The organism is Microcoleus sp. LAD1_D3, assembly GCF_036702135.1.
Classification (GTDB): Bacteria; Cyanobacteriota; Cyanobacteriia; order Cyanobacteriales; family Microcoleaceae; genus Microcoleus.
Window position 1 is genome coordinate 29,091 of record NZ_JAUBSB010000010.1, and the last position, 21,069, is coordinate 50,159.

The 21,069-nt window shown below is 47.0% G+C and carries 14 protein-coding genes; 7 read left to right on the forward strand and 7 right to left on the reverse strand.

Features of this window, described 5'->3' with window-relative positions; all coding sequences use genetic code 11:
- The 4 genes from QUA74_RS08230 to QUA74_RS08245 form a co-directional block, all read right to left on the reverse strand.
- Nucleotides 1-3,767, reverse strand: a 3,767-nt coding sequence (locus QUA74_RS08230; protein WP_333326885.1) for a DUF4347 domain-containing protein, incomplete at its 3' end; no start/stop codon positions are given.
- Between the two features lie 386 nt (nucleotides 3,768-4,153).
- Nucleotides 4,154-5,032: an inositol monophosphatase family protein gene (locus QUA74_RS08235; RefSeq protein WP_333326887.1), complete on the reverse strand. Its 879-nt coding sequence runs from the start codon at nucleotides 5,030-5,032 to the stop codon at nucleotides 4,154-4,156.
- A 98-nt stretch (nucleotides 5,033-5,130) separates the two neighbouring features.
- Nucleotides 5,131-6,255 (reverse strand): cupin-like domain-containing protein, encoded by a 1,125-nt coding sequence (locus QUA74_RS08240; protein ID WP_333326889.1) that lies wholly within the window; start codon nucleotides 6,253-6,255, stop codon nucleotides 5,131-5,133.
- 236 nt (nucleotides 6,256-6,491) lie between these two features.
- Entirely contained in the window at nucleotides 6,492-7,349 is an 858-nt protein-coding gene (locus QUA74_RS08245; protein ID WP_333326891.1) for a PfkB family carbohydrate kinase, read from the reverse strand.
- A 70-nt stretch (nucleotides 7,350-7,419) separates the two neighbouring features.
- Here QUA74_RS08245 and rsmI point away from each other — a divergent pair, with 70 nt between their 5' ends.
- The gene (gene rsmI, locus QUA74_RS08250; protein WP_333326893.1) at nucleotides 7,420-8,301 is read left to right on the forward strand and encodes a 16S rRNA (cytidine(1402)-2'-O)-methyltransferase; all 882 of its coding nucleotides are present in this window, start codon (nucleotides 7,420-7,422) and stop codon (nucleotides 8,299-8,301) included.
- A gap of 69 nt (nucleotides 8,302-8,370) precedes the next feature.
- Entirely contained in the window at nucleotides 8,371-9,588 is a 1,218-nt protein-coding gene (locus QUA74_RS08255; RefSeq protein ID WP_333326895.1) for a glycosyltransferase, read from the forward strand.
- A 162-nt stretch (nucleotides 9,589-9,750) separates the two neighbouring features.
- On the opposite strand, the gene QUA74_RS08260 is transcribed toward QUA74_RS08255, so the two are convergent.
- Complete coding sequence (locus tag QUA74_RS08260; protein WP_445302132.1) at nucleotides 9,751-10,764, reverse strand: DNA cytosine methyltransferase; 1,014 nt, start codon at nucleotides 10,762-10,764, stop codon at nucleotides 9,751-9,753.
- A 150-nt stretch (nucleotides 10,765-10,914) separates the two neighbouring features.
- Here QUA74_RS08260 and QUA74_RS08265 point away from each other — a divergent pair, with 150 nt between their 5' ends.
- Nucleotides 10,915-12,177, forward strand: coding sequence for a folylpolyglutamate synthase/dihydrofolate synthase family protein (locus QUA74_RS08265; protein ID WP_333326900.1), 1,263 nt, complete (start codon nucleotides 10,915-10,917; stop codon nucleotides 12,175-12,177).
- A 5-nt stretch (nucleotides 12,178-12,182) separates the two neighbouring features.
- Here the strand turns inward: QUA74_RS08265 and QUA74_RS08270 are convergent, their stop codons facing one another.
- A complete protein-coding gene (locus QUA74_RS08270; RefSeq protein ID WP_333326902.1) occupies nucleotides 12,183-12,758 on the reverse strand; it encodes a Uma2 family endonuclease in 576 nt (191 codons plus the stop codon).
- A 493-nt stretch (nucleotides 12,759-13,251) separates the two neighbouring features.
- Nucleotides 13,252-14,535, reverse strand: coding sequence for a sugar ABC transporter substrate-binding protein (locus tag QUA74_RS08275; RefSeq protein WP_333326904.1), 1,284 nt, complete (start codon nucleotides 14,533-14,535; stop codon nucleotides 13,252-13,254).
- A 429-nt stretch (nucleotides 14,536-14,964) separates the two neighbouring features.
- On the opposite strand from QUA74_RS08275, the gene pilM reads away from it, so the two are divergent.
- The 4 genes from pilM to QUA74_RS08295 all read left to right on the forward strand — a co-directional run bounded on the left by pilM (nucleotide 14,965) and on the right by QUA74_RS08295 (nucleotide 21,028).
- Entirely contained in the window at nucleotides 14,965-16,059 is a 1,095-nt protein-coding gene (gene pilM / locus QUA74_RS08280; RefSeq protein WP_333326906.1) for a type IV pilus assembly protein PilM, read from the forward strand.
- 413 nt (nucleotides 16,060-16,472) lie between these two features.
- Nucleotides 16,473-17,378, forward strand: coding sequence for a PilN domain-containing protein (locus QUA74_RS08285; RefSeq protein ID WP_333326908.1), 906 nt, complete (start codon nucleotides 16,473-16,475; stop codon nucleotides 17,376-17,378).
- The gene (locus tag QUA74_RS08290) at nucleotides 17,375-18,178 is read left to right on the forward strand and encodes a pilus assembly protein PilO (RefSeq protein ID WP_333326910.1); all 804 of its coding nucleotides are present in this window, start codon (nucleotides 17,375-17,377) and stop codon (nucleotides 18,176-18,178) included. Before QUA74_RS08285 ends, QUA74_RS08290 begins: the two co-directional genes overlap by 4 nt.
- Before the next feature lie 471 nt (nucleotides 18,179-18,649).
- A complete protein-coding gene (locus QUA74_RS08295) occupies nucleotides 18,650-21,028 on the forward strand; it encodes an AMIN domain-containing protein (protein ID WP_333326912.1) in 2,379 nt (792 codons plus the stop codon).
- Nucleotides 21,029-21,069 lie beyond the last annotated feature (41 nt).

Here is a 21,069-nt window from a genome sequence, read left to right on the forward strand (position 1 = left end):
GTACCAGTTGTCGGTGTCGGCGTCGGAGTACCAGTTGTCGGTGTCGGCGTCGGAGTACCAGTTGTCGGTGTCGGCGTCGGAGTACCAGTTGTCGGTGTCGGCGTACCAGTTGTCGGTGTCGGCGTCGGAGTCGGCGGCGGTGGCGCTACATCGTTATCCGTAATCGCCACTGTCACCCCTGGAACCACAACCACATTATACTTAGCATCACCACCGCTCACACTGTGAGTGATAGTACCGCTGTGCGCGCCTTCGACAACCGTATCATCAACAGCTTTCACGGTAACGGTTTGAACACTATCCCAATTAAGGGGAGTGAAATTCACAGGGGCGATCGCCTGAATCTGCTCACCTGTTGTGAGAGTGATAGTTACTGAGGCATTCGGCTGGCTGTTGAGTTTGACTGTATAACTGCCATCCGCCCCGCCTTCTGTAGCAGTTGTGTTCGTCGCAGAAATGCTGACACCTACTGTGTCGTTGTCGGTAATAGCTACATTTACATCCTGAATTGCCGTGCCGCTATACTTAGTGTCGGTACTGGTAACAGTGTGAGCGATCGTCCCGCTGTGCGTACCTTCGGCTTTGCTATCGTCGGTAGCGGTGACTGTGACTGTTTGGGCAACATTCCAATTCGTGCTGTCAAAGATCACAGGGGCGATCGCATTTATTTCACTTCCGGCATTAAAGTTAATGGTAACAGGAGCGATCGGCTGTGACGTTAACTTGATCTCATAGCTGCCCGCCGCGCCGCCTTCTGTAGCAGTTGTTGTGGGAGTAATAGAAATACCAGCGGTATCATTATCCTGATTGCTAAGGCTAACATCCGCTACGTCTCGGTTGCTGTAATTCGCATCTGTACTAACAGCAGCAGCCGTGACAATTTTGTAGTCAATATTGCCGTCAGCAATGCTATCATTAACCCCTGTTACTGTCACGGGCTGCGGTGTATTCCAGTTAGCCGGAGTGAAAGTTAAGCTATTAGCCGAAACTGTTCCCTCTGCAACATTGTCATTGCTCAAACCGATAGTCACATCAGCAGTCGGCTGAGTATTCAGAACCACAGTAAAGTTAGCAGTGCTGCCATCTTCACCAGTAGTTAATCCTGCCGTCGGATTTACCGTAATTCCCGGAGTTTCATTGTCACTGTTGGTGACGGTGACATCATCAGGATCGAGGTTATTGTAATTAACATCGGTAGTCAGAGCAGCAGCCGTGACAATTTTGTAAACTTGAGCGCCATCAGCTACCACATCGTCAACGCCAGTTACCGTTATTGTTTGTTCACTGTAGTTAGTGGGAGTGAAAGTTAAGCTATTAGTCGAAACTGTTCCCTCTGCTAGATTGAAACCACTCAAATCGATGGTAACGTTAGCTGTTGGTGCAGCGTTTAATTTGACTGTAAATTCTGCCTTACCGCCAACTTCTGTTGTTGATATTGCCTTTGGAGTGACAGTGATGCCGGCAGTGTCATCATTTTTGATAGTAGCCGTAGCGGTAGCCGTCGCAATAGTCGGTGCGCCACCCGGTGAAACTGAATTTGATAAAGTAATGGCAACAGTTTCATCCGGTTCTATATTGCCATCTCCCACCACATCCAAAGTAACAGTCTTGGATGTTTCCCCCGCAGCAAAACTAATTTTTCCAGTGGCAGCCGTTGCCCCAGAACTCCCGCCGATATTGTTGTAATCAGTGCCGTTGGTCGCAGTGCCGGTAATGGCATAATCTACGGTACTCCAAAGTTCCGTGCTACCGCTGCGAGTAATAGTAAATGTCGCAGGAGTTTGGCCGGAATTGCCTTCGGTAATAGTGGGATTGTCGGCAACAATTGAGTAAGAACTATTCCTATCCAATATAGCCACTTTCGCTTGACTCGTACCGCCAACAACACCGCCTGTAATCGCACCCAAATTGAGAACTATTTGTTCGTTACTGTCAACGATATTGTCAGCTTTAATAGTTACTGCAATATTCTGGGTGAGAGTAGTAGTGCCGGCAGAGAAAGTAAGGGATGTAGTTGAAAGAGTGTAGTCTGCATCTTGAGTAGCTGTGCTACTGGAGTCGATGACAATTGGTACAGTTACATCACTTAAGGGAGTGCCACCGCTGATAGTAACCGGGACATCAATTAGTGTGTCAGTCGTGCCTTCAGTGACGTTGTAAGTGTTACCTATTTGGGGAGGAACGAAGGATACCGTAGTGGGTGTATTCAGCAGCACCGAAATGTTACCTGAACCGTTGTTCGTTACTGCCAAATCCGGGAGAGTATCAGCATTAAAGTTGCCGGCAATAATGGACGTTGGACTTGTCCCCGCAGCAAAGTTAATGGGTGCACTAAAACCGCCATTGCCGTTGCCTACTAAAATTGCAGCGCCGCTGGTTCCTGTTACTGCTAAGTCAAGTCTGCCATCTCCGCTAAAGTCTTTCACAACAATGCCTTGCAGCTCTGCCCCCGCGTTAACAGTAGTGGCCGGGCCAAAGCCACCAGTGCCATTTCCCAATAGAATTGAGACACTGTTAGAGCTGCCATTAGCTGTGGCCAAGTCGAGGTAAGTGTCTCCGTTAAAGTCCCCAGTGGCGATCGAATTTGGACCTTGCTCAACCCCAAAGTTAGTAGCTGCACCAAATCCCCCCGTGCCATTTCCTAACAGAATTGAGACATTATTAGAGAGGCCGTTGGCAACGGCTAAGTCTGGGAAACTGTCAGCGTTAAAGTTGCCTACAACAACGGAACCAGGAATCGCACCAACATTGAAATTAGTGGCAGCCCCAAAGCTGCCAGCACCATTTCCCAACAAAATTGAGACGCTACCAGAAGCACCTTGAGGATTAGCGTTTACCACTGCTAAATCGAGGAAAGTGTCGGTGTTAAAGTTCCCGACAGCTATTGAAAGGGGAGTATTACCCACATTGAAATCATTACCTAAATAGAAGCCACCAGTACCATTTGCTAACAGAATTGAGATATTACTACTATTTACTACTGCTAAGTCGGGGAAGTTGTCATCGTTAAATAGTCCCGATGTGACGTAAAGCGGACTTGAACCTACGACAAAGTTGGTAGCCGTGCCAAAACCCCCTGTGCCATTCCCTAACAAAATGGAAATGTTGTCGTCATTCTGGTTTGTCACTACCAAGTCGGGGAAGGTATCAGCGTTGAAATCCCCTACATTAATACCTTTGGGACTTGACCCCGCGCCAAAATTAGTCGCAGCACCAAAACTATTCAAAACATACTCGTAACCCGCTAACACTTCGAGTTCAAATACCAGCGGCGTTTCAAATTTCCCGGTTCTGACTTCCAGTTCCCAGTCGCCGCCCTTTGCTACACTTCCCGTGAGGTTTTGGGAAGCGGCAACACTAGCCCCAGTTAACTCACTCAAGCGTTTGACAAATGCTTTTCCTGTCTCGCCTGCTGCTACTGAGCACCCGTACAGCAGGATATTAGGTCGATTTTTGCTCCTTGAGTCGGTTTGTGGCGAAAACCATTGCTGTAGAGAATCCCGATCGCACTCTATATCATCTAAACTCAAGCTACTGTCGCCCAGTTGCAAGCTGCCGGGAGCACCGTGAGAAACAATGTGAATGCTGTCAATATTGGTACGAAGAGCTAAAATATCAGTAATTTGGTCGATCGCATCCCGGTTCCCATCCAAAACGACTACTTCCGTACCCGGTTTTACCCCGGCAATCAAACTTTGATAATTTTCAACTTGAGTGTCGATAAAGGCGATCACACTTGGTGAAACTTGATTATTTAAATTTGGCATACTGCACCTACTAATAGCTAAAAAAAGACAATGATTCCCCTGTTTCGCGACTTGCGTCCGAAACACTTTCTGAAGGTTGTAGTAACCATAACTGTTTTTTCTAAAAATCTATATAAAGTTTTCTTTATAAACACTTTTGTAATTAAAGTTTTGATAAAGTTGGGGAATTTTATTAAGTAATATTACGAATGAGCCAGCGCGAGGTGGATGACATAACACAAAAATACTTCAATAGCAAGTGTGATTATACGGAAATATTAAAAGCGGGATTTTTGATACATATCTGCGATCGGGGCGGGTTTACTATATTATGGGTTTTAGGCAATTATTGTTGGTAAAACCCGCCCCTACGAGTTATCCGTGACAATCTTTAGGGGCGATCATACTTACTTCAAACCCCCATCTATCCCTGCTAAAATCCCCTCAGCCTCCCCGCACAAAGCAGCATGACAGCAACCGTTACTCGCCAACAATCCCCCCCACTGACTCACATCTCCCCGGTTATATTGCAAAGTAGAACCGTCAAAACGAGTAAATTGACCGCCCGCTTCAGTCAAAATTAATTCCGGTGCCGCTAAATCCCAATCTTTAGGCGCAGACTTTCCCGAAAGTGCAATATAAACATCAGCTTTTTGCTCCACAATTGTCGCAATTTTACAGCCGATACTGCCGACAGCTAGTTGATTTTGACAAGGCAGTTTTTGTAACAATTGATTAAAGCGATCGCCCCGGTGACTGCGGCTAGTTACTATAGATAAATCTGCCACTCTATTTCGCGCAGAAACCTGCAACTTTACCGCAGAACCGTCCCGACTTTCCCCAAAAGCGCCCCCATCGCGGATTGCGTAATAAATTTTTTGCTGTTGGGGCCAAGCCACAACTGCCAATACTGGTCTCCCCTCGAATGCTAAAGCAATGTGAACGGCAAATTCACCTGTCCTGTCAATAAAATCTCGCGTTCCATCCAAAGGGTCAATAATCCAAACCCAACTTTGAGGTAAGGGAATTTGACCGTTTTTTTCTAAATAAGATTTGTAAGTTTCTTCGGTGAGATAGCCAAATTCTGCATTCCCTAAAGCCGACTGCAATTCGTCGAGAATGTAAGAATTGACAGCGACATCGGCGGCGGTGACGGGGCCATCTTTTTTTTCTTGGATGTCGAGGTTAGGACTGTGGGAATCCTGCCGATAATAGGATTGTAGGATATCTGATGCACTCCAGGCGATCGATCGCGAAATTTCGCTGATTTCTTCGAGATTTTTCATTAATTTCTTTTTTTTTAACCGCAGATGAACCCAGATGAACGGGGATTTCAGTAGGGGCGGTGCCCCCGTGCCCGCCCCTGGGAACCATACATTAGCAATTACCAATTAATATGAGGATATTTCCATTCATAATAATTAGGAAACACAAAATTAGTAAACGAAACCGAAATACTAACTTCCAATGATTTTACATGATGCCACCAACCGACAGGAATAAAGATAGCCTCTCCCGGTTCCAAAATCACTTCAATAATTTTCGCATCTCTGTAAAGCGGGTATTTGTCATAATCGGGATTTTCGCCGTCAACCTTGCTGAAAACTCCGACGTGATTGTAAAGCAGAGGTGTTTGCTGCGGAGAAATCAATTTAATTAGTTTGCGACCAGACACTTGAGCTAAAATTAAATTAACTGGGTCGTGGTGTAGTGGCGTAATCGTGCCTTTCGGCCCGAACCAAAAGAAAACTCTGCCTTTTGTATCCGTTGGATTGAGGTATTCTGGGAAAATTTCAATATCGTTGAATAGGGGTTTAAATTCCTCTCTTTCCAGAGTTTGGTTGTTAGCAACCATGTAGTAGTCGTTGCTAGGCCCGCCCTTGACAACCATCTCTACATATTTGCGGAACAAAACAATTTTTTTGTGATTTTCTATCTTGATTTCGTAATTAGGGTCGGAATTGCGGTTGGCTTGAATTTGTACCTCTGCATTGCCATATTTTTCTTGCAAATACTCCGGCGTCCACAACTGCAACGCTTTCCAGTTGTGCATAATATTGGTAATAATTACAGGAGTATTTTTTGCGTAGTAATTTTCGATAAAATACTCTCTGGAAAGGCTGCTTTTGCGTTCGATTGTGCCAAACTTGGAAGACAATGCAGCTAATTGAGTGTTAATCCTGAGATGCGATTCTAATTTTTGCAATAACTGCACGTACTGACTGCCTGCTTGGAAGTAGGGATGAGAGGAGATTTCCCTAACTTCTGCGGTGGCTGTTTCCGCATCTATGCCCGTACTTATTAGGGCTTGAATGATTTCTGCGTCTGGTTGATTTAATAATTTGTTAGCCGCCACCCACTGTTTCATATTGTCGGGAATTTCTTGTTTGCTTGGGGTGAGTAGATTGGGCAAGTTTTGTGTCAGCCATTCTAGGTTAACTTGCTGTTGTTCTGTTAGGGTAATCCGCAAAGGGGGAAGGGTGATAGTTAGGGGTTGGGTGTCAGGCATGATTCGGGTATGTTGTTTTGGGAGTGTTTTGTGTGACTTTAACTTGTCTTACTAATATAGCAATTTTGTTAACGAACCGCGAAGGCGCTAAGGGCGCGAAGGAAGGAAGAGAAGAGAGAAGTTCACAAATTTTGTCGAGGTTGCTGTCAGGATTTTAACTTAACAGGTGTTGCTAGTTCAACTTTTCTATCTTTGAGTGGTTTTAACCGGATAGTTTGGTTAATTTTAATTAAAAATTAACTCTTATTCATCCAGGCGCGGGTTCCGAAGTTTTTGCAGGAATGGGAAGCGATTTTAGCCGCTGCGGTGAGAGTATCGGTAAAGTTATTTTGCAAAATGTAGTGACAGAAAGCGCCGTGAAAGATGTCGCCAGCGCCTAAAGTGTCTGTGGCTTGAATTTGAGGTACTTCTATACTGCTGTAAGTGCCATTGCTGAGGTATAAAATTGATTGTTCGCCACGAGTGATGGCAATATTGGGAATTCCGGCTGCTGACAGGTAAGCAAAGACTTGTTCTGAATTGTCGCAGTCGGGTGGATGAAAATTATCGGAACATACCGCCCATTCAACCAAAGGCAATATTTCCTCTAATCCGGGTTTCCAACTGCCACCGTCGAGGACAATAGGAATATTTTTTGACTTGGCAAGTTGAGCAATTTCTTTGCTGGCTGCGATTTGATGTCCGTCAAGCAGTACAATACTAACTGATGTTAAAATATCCTGGTTAATTGTTTGACTGTCAACTTGCGATTTCGTAGCATTAATGGAAATTACCGATCGATCGCCCGTTGCTTCAGTTACAATAATCGAGGAAACTGGCGGCGAGTGCGATCGCCCGGGTTCCAAATCAATTATCCTGACATTATACTCCGCTAAGTCTGCACGAATTAATTGGGCGATCGCGTGAGTGCCCAAAACACCAGCCCATACCGCCACATTCCCCAAATAGCTAAAAGTGACCGCAGCATTTGCCGCCGGCCCGCCCGCAGCAATGGTACAATCAGAAGCAACAACTTTCTGATTTTCACCCGGAGGCTTCCCGGCCAAATAAACTAAATCTAAAGTCGCCAATCCCAAAAACAATCCAGTTTTCATATCTTCTTAAATATGTGGCATGGGCGTCCCACCTGTGTCCCATCTGCGGTTAAAAAATCCCAATCTTAAAATGCAAGCAAATCCCAATACAGGAACACTTTACATCGTAGGAACCCCGATCGGCAACCTCGAAGACATGACCTTTCGCGCCATCCGAATCTTGCAAACAGTAGACTTCATCGCCGCCGAAGATACCCGCCATACAGGCAAACTCTTGCACCATTTTCAAATCAAAACTCCTCAAATCAGCTATCACGAACACAACCAACACCAGCGACTTCCCGAACTCATCGACAAACTGCTTTTAGGCAAAGATATTGCCCTTGTCACCGATGCCGGAATGCCTGGAATTTCTGACCCCGGATACGAGTTAGTCAAAGCCTGCGCCGATGCTAATATTAACATTATTCCGATTCCCGGCCCTACCGCCTGCATTGTTAGCCTAACTGCATCAGGATTACCCACAGAGAGATTTGTATTTGAAGGTTTCTTACCCGTGAAAGGTCAAGAACGCCAACAGAGTTTAGAAGCTTTGCAAATACAATCCCGCACTATAATATTATACGAATCTCCGCACCGATTGCGACAAACTTTACAAGATTTAGCAAATAGTTTGGGAAGTGACAGACAGATTGTGCTGGCGAGGGAGTTAACTAAAATGCACGAAGAGTTTTGGCGTGGTAGTATGGAAAGTGCGATCGAGCTTTACACCAATCGCGAACCCCAGGGAGAATTTACCCTCGTAATTGCTGGCATCCAAACAGCCGCACCAATATTTTCCGAAGACGCCATTAAAGCAGAATTGCAAACATTAATTGCAGAAGGCATAAGTCGTTCCCAAGCCAGCCGCCAGCTAGCGCAACAAACATCCCTCCCCCGCCGCCAAATCTACCAACTCGCCCTCACAATAGGCGACAATGAATCACTAGACCAACCCGTAGATGACTTGTGAATATCTCTCTTCTCCTCTGTGCCCTCTGCGGTTAAATAAAAAAAGCTAGATACTCACACTCAGAATTATATGGTACGCGGAAACTACGATCGACAAAAACCATATTTACGCAACCCCCACATCAACAAACCAATCGCCGAAATTTATGCAGACTTAGACGCCTTTACCTGGGAGATATTTGAAGACCAACCCCACCGCTTCGATACCGTCAGTTTCTACGTCTTGCTTCCCCCACTGTTTTACGAAGGGCGTTTCATCAAAGGAATTTACTTCAGCGAAGCAGTCGAACTCATCAACAAACTATTTCCCCAACTTTCCTCAGTATTTTTCTCCTTCACCTATTCCCCCGGAATCTCCTACTCCTGGGCCCCCATAGCTGACGCCTACTCCAGTTTATACAAAAACCCGCAGCGAGAAAAATGGTTTCGCGAAACTTATCCCGATCGCGCCCACAAACCAATCATACCACTGCAAGACACCGACTTCATCAACGAATACTTAATTTCCCCGCGCAACGTCCCCGCCAAAGACATCGACTTGCTAGCCGTCGCCCGAATTTCCGAAGAAAAAAATTTGCCAATTATTGCCAAAGCCTTAAAAGTTTACCGCCAAAAATATCCGCAGAAACCAATAAAATTAACAGTAGTCACCGGCCACGAATTTGATGCTAACAACCTGAAAACTCTCGACGAGTACGCATTAAAAGAATGGCAACAAGTGGAGGCAATTTTAACCAATCCCTCCGACTACATTAACTTAGTGCCAAGAGTTGACTACTACAGCGAAATCCCCACATATTATTCGCGAGCCCAAGCATTCGTCCTCGGTTCCCTCCTAGAAGGAAAAAACCGGGGAATTACCGAAGCCATGAGTTGCAACGTACCAGTAATTTGTTTTGAAGAATTCAACCAATACGCCAGAGGAAACTCGCCAGTTTTCCCCGAAGGTGCGGGTCTTTACGCCAAATTTGACCCAGAATCTCTCGCAGATACTATATATACAGTATTGGAAAATCAAACAGAATTCAAACCGCGATATCAGTATTTAAAGCATTGCGGGCGCAAGAACTTTTTCAATATTTGTATAGACAGTTTTCCTTACTATCAGCACAACATTCCCGACTACAAACCGGGAGATGCTATTAACAATTTATGGCTAGATTTAGCAGTTCAACAAAATTATCAAGTTAGCTTAAACAGCTTTTTGTACGGAGGTTCTCCCTTGTCTCATATTCGCGGGACAAATGCGATTCAGCAAAATCTTGGCGAGTTAACTAAGTTTCAATGACAGATAATTCGGAATGATGAAACCACAGAGGACACAGAGGAAGAGAAGAGAGAGAGATGAATAATTCTGATGTCAACGGGATTTGAGATTAGCCTTCATAGCGAGGACTTTCGCTAAAAGCCCCGTGGAATTCATTCCCTAGCGACTGGTAGATGGTCGGCTTCAGTTGACACCCATGCCCTCTGCCCTATGCCCTATGACAATATCCTCAAAAATCTTACTGGCTAAAACTCTAGCAAAATTCACAGGAACAGCATTGCCGACCATTTTGTATCCATCAGCAATATACTTGTACTTAAAAATAAACTCATCCGGGAAAGTCTGAACTCTCGCGCACTCTCGCACAGAAAGCCGACGGTAAGGCTGAGGCGAATTGGGGTCAAAAATGCGTTTGTCTTTGCCCACCAAAAGCATTTTACTAGCTTGAGGATGGAGAGGTGCGTGTCTGCCACTTGCCTGAATTGTAAACGAAGGTTCTGACCAACTTCTAACTCGATTCCGCGACATATAAATGCTCGAAAACCCCAAATCCGCACATTCGTGATTTGGGACAGAATCGTGATAATTATCTAATTTAGCCTTAACTGACAGTGGCGCAGCCTGCAAATCAAAAATCGCATCTTTCAGCGTCAAAACCTCAGTTCCCGGTTCGGGAAACTCAAAACCAAAACCCAGAGTTTCCCGATAGCCCACAACAATCACCCTTTGCCTATCTTGCGGAACACCAAAATTTCTAGCATTCAACAACTTGTACGAAACCCGATATCCGATGTCCTCAAACTGCGATAATATATAAGTGAAAGCATCCTTGTTTCTGGGAGCCAAGATACCACTAACATTCTCAGCTAAAAAAAACAAAGGCTGCTTGTCCCGCACAATTCTGATATACTCCCAGAAAAGTTGACCCCGACAGTCATCAATCCCCCGTTTCGCCCCGGCCGCACTCCAACTTTGACAAGGAGGGCCGCCGATTATCCCAATACAGTTGGGAATTTCATCAGATTTGATTTTTCTGATATCTCTGCGATCTAAAATAGTTTCAGGATTATTGAAATTATACGTATCCCAAATAGACTTATCATATTCATTCGCCCAAACCGGATTAAACCCAGCCAAGCGAAAACCCAAATCCAACCCCCCACAACCAGAAAACAGAGAAATAATATCCAAAGCCACCTTCTTTCACCCGCAATAACTACAATAAATCAATTATAAACCTCTCTTTTCTTAGATATCTATCTCTTTCTTCTCTCTCTGCGCCCTCTGCGCCCTCTGTGGTTAATAAAAGAAATATAATTCACACACAAATAGAATTTATCATCCTCAATGAATGCAGAATCCATCCTCCAATCTTACCAACACTTCGGCGTCCATCTCGGCTTAGAAAGAATTCACCAACTTCTCCAAAAACTAGACAACCCCCACCAACAAGTACCCATTATCCACGTTGCAGGCACAAACGGCAAAGGTTCCGTTTGCGCTTATCTCTCTTCCGTACTAACAGAAGCAGGCTATCGAGTTGGACGCTACACATCCCCGCACTTAATCGATTGGACAGAAAGAATTTGCATCAACCAAAAACCGATTTCCCCAACAGAATTGCAACAGTGTCTAGAACGAGTTGTCGCCGCCACCCAAAACAACACCGAAACTCCCACTCAATTTGAAATAATCACCGCAGCAGCTTGGCTGTATTTCGCCGAACAAAAAACAGACATCGCAGTCATAGAAACTGGATTGGGCGGTAGATTAGACGCGACTAACGTTTGCGAAACACCTCTGGCTAGCGTCATCACTTCTATCAGTTTGGAACACTGGCAAATACTCGGCCCCACCGTGGCAGATATTGCTGGGGAAAAAGCGGGAATTCTTAAAGCAAAATGTCCGGCAGTTATCGGACAATTGCCAGAATCAGCTAGAATAGTAGTAGAAAAACGCATTCAAGAATTAGACTGTCCGGCAACTTGGGTAAAACCAGCAATAGATTTAGGACAAGGATTCGCAGAATATCAGTTAAATCAAAAGGCGGTTAAAATAAAATATCAATTGTCGCTGCTGGGAAAAATTCAACTAATGAATTCAGCAATTGCGATCGCAACTTTGCAAACTCTCCAAAACCAAGGATGGCAAATTTCCCCCACCGCCATCGAAAACGGTATCGCCAAAACCCAATGGCCCGGAAGACTCCAGCAGACAACTTGGAAAAACCGCAACATATTAATTGATGGCGCCCACAACCCCGCCGCAGCTATCGCCCTGCGTGAATATGTCGATAATCTTAACAGTTCCCAACCACCGATTAACTGGGTAATCGGCATTCTGGCGACTAAAGACTGCGATGATATTTTGAAAGCATTACTCAAAAAGGGCGATCGACTTTACCTAGTACGGGTACCCGATCACAACTCATCATCCCCCGCAGAATTAGCAGCCCTCGCTCAAATTATCTGCCCCGAATTAACTCTCTGTCAAGCCTTCCCCGACTTAACAACAGCTTTAGATGCTGCTGTTACAGGCGACAACCTAACAATCCTTTGCGGTTCGCTTTATCTCGTCGGCTATTTTCTGCAACAACAATCCCAAGCTTAAACGCATCAGAATTGTGTTTCTTCCTCAGTAAAGATAGGAGGCCACAATTCCGAAACGGGCAATTCCCAACCGGGAAAAAGTTCTGCTACTGTTAAGATATCGCCATTTCCTAAAACAGTCGGTTCACCTGTAGAGCGATAAATAGTCACTGTTTCTTCATCAGGATCGATCAGGATTCCGATGATCGCACCCAGTTCTATAAACTTCAAAACTTTGGTTTCTATAGGCTTAATGCGATCGCTCTGAGATTTAACCTCAACCACCAAATCGGGGACAAGTTCTCCAAAATAACGCGGGCTTTGGCGCAAGCGGGCGGCGCGCACAAAAGAAACATCCGGTGCTTTGACATTCGTATCCGGCATAATGAAACCGCCTGCGGAGTCAAAGACTCTCCCCAAGCGACGGGGATTTATCCAAGCGAAAAGAAAGGCGATGAGACGGCTACTGATTTCACTGGATACGATGTCTGATGGCCCCATAACTGAAATTATCCCGTCTTCTAGTTCAATTTGGTAATCTAAACCCGCTTCGGAAAAAAGGGTTTGAACTTGGTTTAAATCTTTGAGTGTCATCGCTGGCATAAGAATTTTATCCTATTCCGATCTGAGCTTTGATTTTAACACAAGTCAAATTTCTGAATATTTGAGGAATTCAGGCTCTAGCAATCCTTGCATAAGTCGTAAATTTTTTACCCCACCCCAGCCCTCCCCTTAGTAAGGGGAGGGAGTAAGAAATTCACAAATGATTTGGGATCACTATATATTCCTACAAATCATCAATCAAGCTGAATTGAGAAAGGCGATCGCACGGGATACAGAACCCCGGTTTCTGGGATGAGCGATCGTTCTTATCAAAAAACATTTATTTCTAAAAGAGTCGAGATTGAGCTATCCAGAGTTCTCCTCCGACTCCGCCTTGTGAAGCGACGGTAATTTAATTATTTAATAACTTAAAAGCTTATATATGCTCTTATATATGGCGACACAGATTCCCATTATTTAATAATACGTCAAGTAGAAGAAAAAAGCAAGAGGCGAGATCAAAAAAAATCCCGCCCCCAGCTTCAATTAAAAACTACCTTTGATCCCAAGCCTTAGCCGCATCAGCCACAGCTTGATCTACCGACTTCTCATCCAACATTGCCGCCTGCAAATTGTCATAAATCGCCTTTTGCAGCTTCTTAACATCCTTGAGAGGCGGAATCAATAGCTCGGCGGAACTCAACCCAGAAGCACTAACAACCCGAGCTCGATCGGCAGCGGGAGCATCAGTCGGAACGTTCTTAAAATAATCGTCCTGCAAAGCCTCAACCGTAGAAGGCAAAACATTAGCAGCCTTAGCAAAAGCCAACTGATTTTGAGAATTAGTCACGTACAAAGCAAACTTGACAGCATCATCAGGGCGCTTGCTATCGCGCGGCACAACCAAATTCATTACCGCCACAGTCTTCTTGCCGGTTTCCCCCGTAATTTGAGGCGCAGTAGCCGAAACAGCACCAATACTCGGAGCATTCTCAGCAATCGCTTTCAAAAACTGAGGCCCCGAAGCTAACAAAGTAGTTTCCCCAGCTTGATAAAGCTCGATCGCCCTGCGATGTCCCTGCACCAAAACATCCTGCGGCAAAAGTCCGCCCTTGTACAAATCCACCCAATACTGAAAAACAGCTTTCCCCTTAGCAGTATTAAAAGCAGCCTTGCCTTTAGCATCAACCAAAGGCACACCCATCTGCACGAAAGATTGCAAAACCTCCGCCGAATCTTCCGGCACAAAAGTCACAAAAAAAGCAAACTTACCAGTCTTTTCCTTCACCTGCTTGGCAACAGTTGCCAACTCGGCATAAGTAGCAGGAGGCTTAGCAATTCCAGCCTTCTTCAACAACTCCGTATTGTAAATTGTCACCCCAGTCGTGAGATACCAAGGAATGCCAAAACTCTTGCCGTCGAGTACGCCAGCTTTCCAGATATTAGGCAGATAGGTCGATCGAACTTGCTGCGGAATCCGAGAATCCAAATCCAGCCAAGCATTGCGTCCCGCCAACAGCGAAGCAAAATCGGGATTTAGGTTCACCACATCCGGCGCAGTTTTCGCCGAAACAGCCCCCAAAATCTTGCTTTCCATCGCCGACCAAGGAACGTCCACCCAGCGTACCTTCACCCCCGGATTTTGGGCTTCAAAACCGGCGATCGTCTTATTGAAATACTCAGTAAACTGAGGTTGAAGCTGCATAGTCCAGAACTCGATTTCCTGCGTATTATTTGCCTGGGAATTCACAGCCGGCTTGCCACAACTCACCACAGCAGCCAGCAGCAGCCCCACCAGCCCAAAAACAGCAAACAGTTGCCAAGATTTACGTTTCATAGAATAAAATTTGAGAGTTATGGGAACCGTTAGACAAAAAAGCGTGAAGCGAAGCTATCCCGTTCCCCGCAGGGGTTCCCGAAGGGTAGGGAATCGCCCGAATCAAGCGCGATGAGTGTGAGAGAGAGTTTTGTAGCTGGGCACCGCGAGCTAGATAGTCGGTTTTTGTGCAGAATCGGCAGGTTTTAGGTCGCTCGACCTGGAATTTATTGACATTCGCAGCAGAATAGCTATTGTCAAGTAAATTGGATAGCATAAAATCGGAACTAGCGATCGCGCAACACAGACGGAGCTGCGTAGCTACGGCGGGATACCGAGATTACAGCACTCTTTCGGCAGTTGGAAACCAACCCTCCAACACGCCTGCGCGCTGAATCAGGCTGGCCAACTACAAAAGAAAAAAATAGCAATTACCGGCGACCCAATCACATGGTTAACTTTTTCAAAGGTCTACTTTCCCAACGCCAGCCAGGAATCGGGATCGAAATAGCCCCAGACCGCATCAACATCATTCAGCTCGAAAAGAAAGCTCAGACATTAAAATTAGCCACCCTAGCCTCAATAGAAGTTCCCGAAGACATAGTACAAGAAGGACAAATAGTCGATCCACCGGGAATGGCAGAACTCATACGCGCCGTCCTCGCCGAAAACAAAATCAAAGCCAAGCGAGTAGCCACAGCCATTCCCGGCCGCGAAGCCGTCATCCGCCTCATCCCAGTTCCCGCAGAGCTCAACGAAGAAGAACTGCGGGATTACATGAATGCAGAAGCAGGACTGTACTTGCCGTTTCCCAGAGAAGACGCCGACGTAGACTATCAAAAAATAGGCCTATTTGTAGATGACGACGGAGTAGAAAAAGTGCAAGTCGTGTTAGTAGCCACCCGCAGAGAAGTTACCGACACATACATCGAAACCTTCAAAGAAGCCGGACTGATTATAGACGTACTAGAAGTAACCAGCTTTGCCCTAATCCGCACCCTCAAAGAACAACTGCAACAATTTTCCTCCCAAGAAGCAGCAGTTCTCACTGCCATTGAATTTGACAGCACCGAGTTAGCTATAGTAGTGGACGGCATACCTCAGTTCAACCGTACCATCCCGATCGGCACCTACCAAATCCAGACCGCCCTCAACCAAGCCATGAACCTGCCGCCAACCAGAGACACCAGCGAACTGCAAGGCATGACCCTGCCCGTCACAGATACAATGGGCGCATCGGGAGACGCCAATCCGGGAACAAATGCGATGATTAAAGTATTGGGAGAACTAGCAGACGAACTGCGCCGCTCAGTAGACTTTTACCTCAACCAGAGCGAAGAACTCGAAGTAGCGCAACTGCTGCTAGCAGGCCCGGGAGCTGCGATCGGCAAACTAGACGAATTTTTTATGCAAAGATTAAGCTTGCCGGCATCTCAAGTCGATCCCATCGAAACCCTAGGGCTAGAAATCAGCCAAGAAATTACCCCAGAACAGCGAGCAGGTTTAGGAGTCGCCCTAGGTTTAGGACTAAGGGAGGTTATGTGACCTAACAGTTTTAGATGAGAGAAAAACCGATTTGAGAATTTTAGGTAAAAGCCCCTTCCAAAAGAAGAAGGCAGAAAGCAGAAGGTAGAATATTGGAGGGAGAAGGTAGAAGGTAAAAGGTAGAATATATCTGAGGTAGAAGCAGCCCCTTCCTTCAGTAGAAGCCAGAAAGTTGTTTCTTTCTTCCCTAAATAAATCCTTCACTTGTACCAGCAATCTTGGGTTCTGTCTAAAATCTAACATTTCCAATTTAAATCTATAGCAACAGCCAAGACTGTGAGGACATTCTTAATTGCTGAAACATAAGCGGTAGATCACTTTTTCCTTCTACCTTCTACCTTCTACCTCGTGCCTTCTACCTTTTACCTTGTGCCTTCTACCTTCTTCCTTCTGCTATAAAATCGAGTGAAGCCATGTACAGCCTAGATATTAATTTTCTCAACGACCGTCCAGACTACAAACCCGTTGCAGTAGCCAAAAGCTCCGCTAAAAAAAGTTCCGGTGGAGCCAAAGACCAACTGCCCCTAATTGGGGCGCTGCTGTTTGCCTTCGGCCTCAACGCCGCAGTCATGGGCGCCTGGTGGTGGGCGACTAACGAAAATACCAAGTTGGCTACAGAACAAGCAGCCATCGACCAAGAACTGGCCCTGTTAAACACTCAAGCCAACACCATCAAAGCCATCAACGCCGAAACCGACCAAGTTACCGCCGAATACAAAGCATTAGCTGGAGTATTCGACCAAATTAAACCTTGGTCGGCGATGCTGCAAGACCTCAGTGCCCGCACTCCGGCGGGAGTGCAAATTGGCAAAATCGAGCAAATCGACCCCAGTCCCTCCCCCGTTGCAGCAGCACCCCCTCCCCCCGCAGCAACTCCCGCAGCCAGCCCGTCCCCAGGGGCGAGCCCGTCTCCAGCCAGCCCCCCCCCGGCAGCAGCTCCCGTCCCCGTCGTCCCGCAGCAGGCAGCAAAAGTACAAATTTCAGGGATAGCCAGTACCTTTGCTCAAGTTAACGACTTTATGCTGCTAGTCCAACGCTCTCCTTTCTTCCTTAACACCGATACCAAACTGATAGCGGCCACATTAAAAAACAACCCCGCACAATTACAAGTGCGTAACCAAAACGCAGCACCACCAGAACTTCCCAAACTGCGACCGGTGGTGGAATATAAAATAGAAACGACGCTCAGCCCGACGGGAGCCTCCGAGTTGCTCCCCGAACTCCGCAGCAAGCAGGCAGACGGGCTAGCAATACGGATAGAAACACTTCAAGAAAAAGGAGTGCTAGAACCACAAAAACCAGAGGTGAAAAAACAATGACAGCAGCAAATGAGTTTATTCCCAGTGGCGGAAAAGCAGAAGAAACAGGGGGTCAGGAAATATTCGGCATTAAGCTGACACCCCAAGTGCAAGCAATCAGCATCGCCCTTCTCGGTCTCGGAATTGCGGGCTACCTCGGCTACCAGTTCGTACTGCCAGAATTCCAAAAAGGCGACGCATTCAAGCAAAAAATTAGCGAAAGCAAGCAAACGCAACTGCAATTGCAAACTCAAATTCAAAAAAAGGCAGAAGCAGAAGCCAAGCAAGAAGAAGCCAAACAGCGCCGGGCCAACGTGACGGCAATGTTTGCCAGCGACGCCAGCGCCAACACGCTTTTGCTTGATATGACCCAACTGGTTAATAGAATCAACGCCGGCGTGCAAGGAGATGACCTCAAGGCTAAAATTACCAAATTTGAGCCCGATATGCCCCCAGCCGCAGCAACCGCCGCGCCGGGAGCTCCAGACCCTGATATTCTGGCTGATACCTCCTTTGGGCCGTCCCTGGCTGGCAAGCTCAGACGCAAAAAATTTAAGGTAGAGTTTGAAGGCACTTTCGCTCAAACCCGCAATTTTATGCGTAACTTGGAGTTGATGCAGTCGCTGTTGGTAGTGAGGAATTTGAAATCTGAATTGCTAGCATCAAATCAGCCAATTGAAGTTGATTTTTTGAAAGGGAAAATAGTTCCTGTGGAGCAGCCCCCAACTAAAATTAAAACTGCTTTTGATTTGCACGCACTGCTGCCGTTAAAGCAAGAAGAAAAACCGCCAACTCCAGTTCCGAGTCCTGGTGCTAAGTAGTGCTTGTTTGGCGGATATTACCTATTGTTCTCAACTCGCTCTTTCACAAGAAGGTAGAAGGCAGAAGGTTGAAATTGGAAGATGGAAAGTAGAAGTCAAAAAAGTATGAATGCCAGAAAAATATTTTTCTGGCATTCATAAATTGGCTCTGAAATCTAAGTTCTTCTAATACCTGTTTCAAAAAGTAATTGAACTGTATAGCAATCCTTGCAGGAGTCGTAATTTTTTTACCTACCCCAACCCTCCCCTTACAAAGGGGAGGGAGTAAGAAATCCACAAATGATGCAAGGATTGCTGTAGGATAGCTTCTAACCCTGATGTCATCTGTTATTCCCAATCGAAAATTAAAAATCGAAAAGGGCATAACTTCTTCCTTTAAAAAGGCTCGAAGCGAGAATATTTTAGTCAGTTTAGCAGCTAGCGACAAAAGACTGCGAACAACAAATAACAAAGTTTAGTGGAGGAGAGAACGTGAAACAGCATCTACGGTTAAGTGGAGGACTCTTATGCAGCGTTGCAGGAGTTCTGGTAGCCCAAGCCCCCGTCTTGGCAGCGCCGACTCAGGTCACAGGAGTGCAAGTAAGTCAAGGTAATAATGGCGTAAATATTGTTCTGGCGACAGAAAAGGGCGATCGCCCGCAAGTTTTCGCCATCAATAACGGCAATACTTACCAAGCCACAATTATCAACACCCAGCTCCGCTTGCCACAAGGCAACAGCTTCCGTCAAGATAACCCCGCTCCGGGAATTTCTTCAGTAGAAATCAGCCAGGTAGAGGCTAACAGCATCCGCGTTGTGGTAGCCGGCACCAACGGAGTTCCTAACGGACAAATTGTTCCGGGACAAGGCCAAAGCATCGTCCTCAGCGTTGCCGGACAGGGTGGTACAGTACAGTCTGCCCAAACAGCACCTCCGCTGCCTCCCGGCCTGCCACTGAGCCAAACAGCTCCCCCGCCGGCTCCCCAAGTCCGCACCTCGCAAAACCCAGGCGTGCTGCTGCCAAATCCCGAAGTTACTGTTACCAGGAACGATCGCCCGCCCCTCCCCAGCGAAATTCAATCCCAGAGCAATCAGGCTGCGCCTTTCCAACCGCGGGCCGTGGCGCCGCCCTTGGGAGATATCGCGGTGTCTAACATCGCCCCCGGCGCGGGAAATATTGAACTGAGTTCGGGAGAACGCATCCCCCGCTTGGTGCTGCGGGATGCCCCAGTCCGGGACGTTTTGGCTCTGCTGGCCCGCGCTGCGGGCTTGAACATTGCTTTTACAGGTGGCGGGGCCCCTGCTCAACCGGGCCAGCCCGCAGTGCCTGGTCAGCCAGGAGCCACCGGCTCAGATGAAGGGCCGAAGATTTCTTTGGATATCGAAAATGAGTCGGTGCAAGATGTCTTTAATTACGTGCTGCGGCTCAGCGGGCTGCAAGCTAACCGCCAGGGGCGGACGATTTTTGTAGGGACTAGCTTGCCGATCGACTCACGCAATATTATCATTCGGACTTTGCGGCTCAATCAAGTTCGGTCTACGGATGCAGCTAACTTTTTGAGCGCTCAAGGCGCGGAAAGTCAACTGCCGATTACTCGGGTGACTATTCAAAGCGTGGGCCAGGGAAATGCGGCGCGGGATGTGGAAATTAGGGAACCGGATATTAAGGCGATCGGCGCTACCCAAGGCACCGGGCCGCTCTTGCTGAGGGGACTGTCGGTGCTGGCGGATGCGAGGCTCAATTCCATCACTTTGGTGGGAGATCCGCGCAAAGTTGACATGGCTGTGGCTTTCTTGACGCAGCTAGATTTGCGCCGCCGTCAAGTCGCTGTCAACGTCAAGGTGATCGATATCAACTTGTTGGGAGACAACAGAACCAACAGCAGTTTCTCTTTCGGAATTAATAACAATTTCTTCGTCAATGACGGCGGGGTGGCAAGTCTCAATTTTGGTGGCATCAATCCGCCCGCTGGCCTGGGAGATCCCATCGCTAGACCGATCATCGGCAACCCCCTAGGAACCCCGGATGTTTTCTACGATGCGAACGGCCGGCGTATCGTGCCCTTTACAGGTCAAGGTCTCGAAGGCCCCGGCAAAGGTGTGTTCCTCCAGCCGACAGCCCCAGTTACTAATGACCCCACGCGAGTTGGAATTACGGATTACACTCCAGGCTCGACGACCGGCTCAGGAAGTGCAGATTTCGGTCTGTTCCCGCTGTTCCAGTATCCGAGGAGGTTCCTGTCGGCGTTGCAGGCAACTATTCAGAGCCAGAATGCCAAAATCTTGACCGATCCGACTCTGGTGGTTCAAGAAGGAGAAACGGCAAATGTGAATATTACTGATGAGGTGATCACTAACATCACGTCCCAAACCCAGAGTACCGGCAATACAAGTACCACAACGGTGACGGCCGTCAAAGACAGGGCTGGTTTGCAGTTGGGGGTGGCGATCGACCGGATTGACGATAACGGTTTTGTCTCTCTGCGGGTGAACCCGATTATCAGGACACCTGGCGGCGAGCAAAACCTGGCCACAGGCGCGAACACCAATACCATCAGGCTGCTGGGCGAGCGATCGTTGCAATCGGGCCTAATTCGCCTGCGGGACGGTCAGACTTTGATTGTTTCGGGGATTATCCGCGACGAAGAACGGGTTACAGCGAACAAGATTCCGATTTTGGGAGATTTGCCGATTATCGGTTCGCTGTTCAGGAGTACCAATAAGGCTAACCAGCGGGCGGAGTTGATTGTATTGCTGACACCGCAGATTTTGGATGATAGCGATCGATCGAACTTTGGCTACCAAAACAACATCAGTCCCGACGCGCGCCAACTGTTGCAGCGCAGTCAGCCCGTCCAGCCGAGACAGTAGGAAGGAAAAAGGCCTTGGTGTCAACTTTCCACGCTCTTTCC

Excerpts from the sequence above, each read along its gene's own strand:
- QUA74_RS08235 (WP_333326887.1), bottom strand. The coding sequence starts at position 5,032 with ATGAAAAATCTCGAAGAAATCAGCGAAATTTCGCGATCGATCGCCTGG.
- QUA74_RS08245 (WP_333326891.1), bottom strand. The coding sequence starts at position 7,349 with ATGAAAACTGGATTGTTTTTGGGATTGGCGACTTTAGATTTAGTTTAT.
- QUA74_RS08270 (WP_333326902.1), bottom strand. The coding sequence starts at position 12,758 with ATGCCAGCGATGACACTCAAAGATTTAAACCAAGTTCAAACCCTTTTT.
- QUA74_RS08240 (WP_333326889.1), bottom strand. The coding sequence starts at position 6,255 with ATGCCTGACACCCAACCCCTAACTATCACCCTTCCCCCTTTGCGGATT.
- rsmI (WP_333326893.1), top strand. The coding sequence starts at position 7,420 with ATGCAAGCAAATCCCAATACAGGAACACTTTACATCGTAGGAACCCCG.
- pilM (WP_333326906.1), top strand. The coding sequence starts at position 14,965 with ATGGTTAACTTTTTCAAAGGTCTACTTTCCCAACGCCAGCCAGGAATC.
- QUA74_RS08255 (WP_333326895.1), top strand. The coding sequence starts at position 8,371 with ATGGTACGCGGAAACTACGATCGACAAAAACCATATTTACGCAACCCC.
- QUA74_RS08275 (WP_333326904.1), bottom strand. The coding sequence starts at position 14,535 with ATGAAACGTAAATCTTGGCAACTGTTTGCTGTTTTTGGGCTGGTGGGG.
- QUA74_RS08285 (WP_333326908.1), top strand. The coding sequence starts at position 16,473 with ATGTACAGCCTAGATATTAATTTTCTCAACGACCGTCCAGACTACAAA.
- QUA74_RS08265 (WP_333326900.1), top strand. The coding sequence starts at position 10,915 with ATGAATGCAGAATCCATCCTCCAATCTTACCAACACTTCGGCGTCCAT.
- QUA74_RS08290 (WP_333326910.1), top strand. The coding sequence starts at position 17,375 with ATGACAGCAGCAAATGAGTTTATTCCCAGTGGCGGAAAAGCAGAAGAA.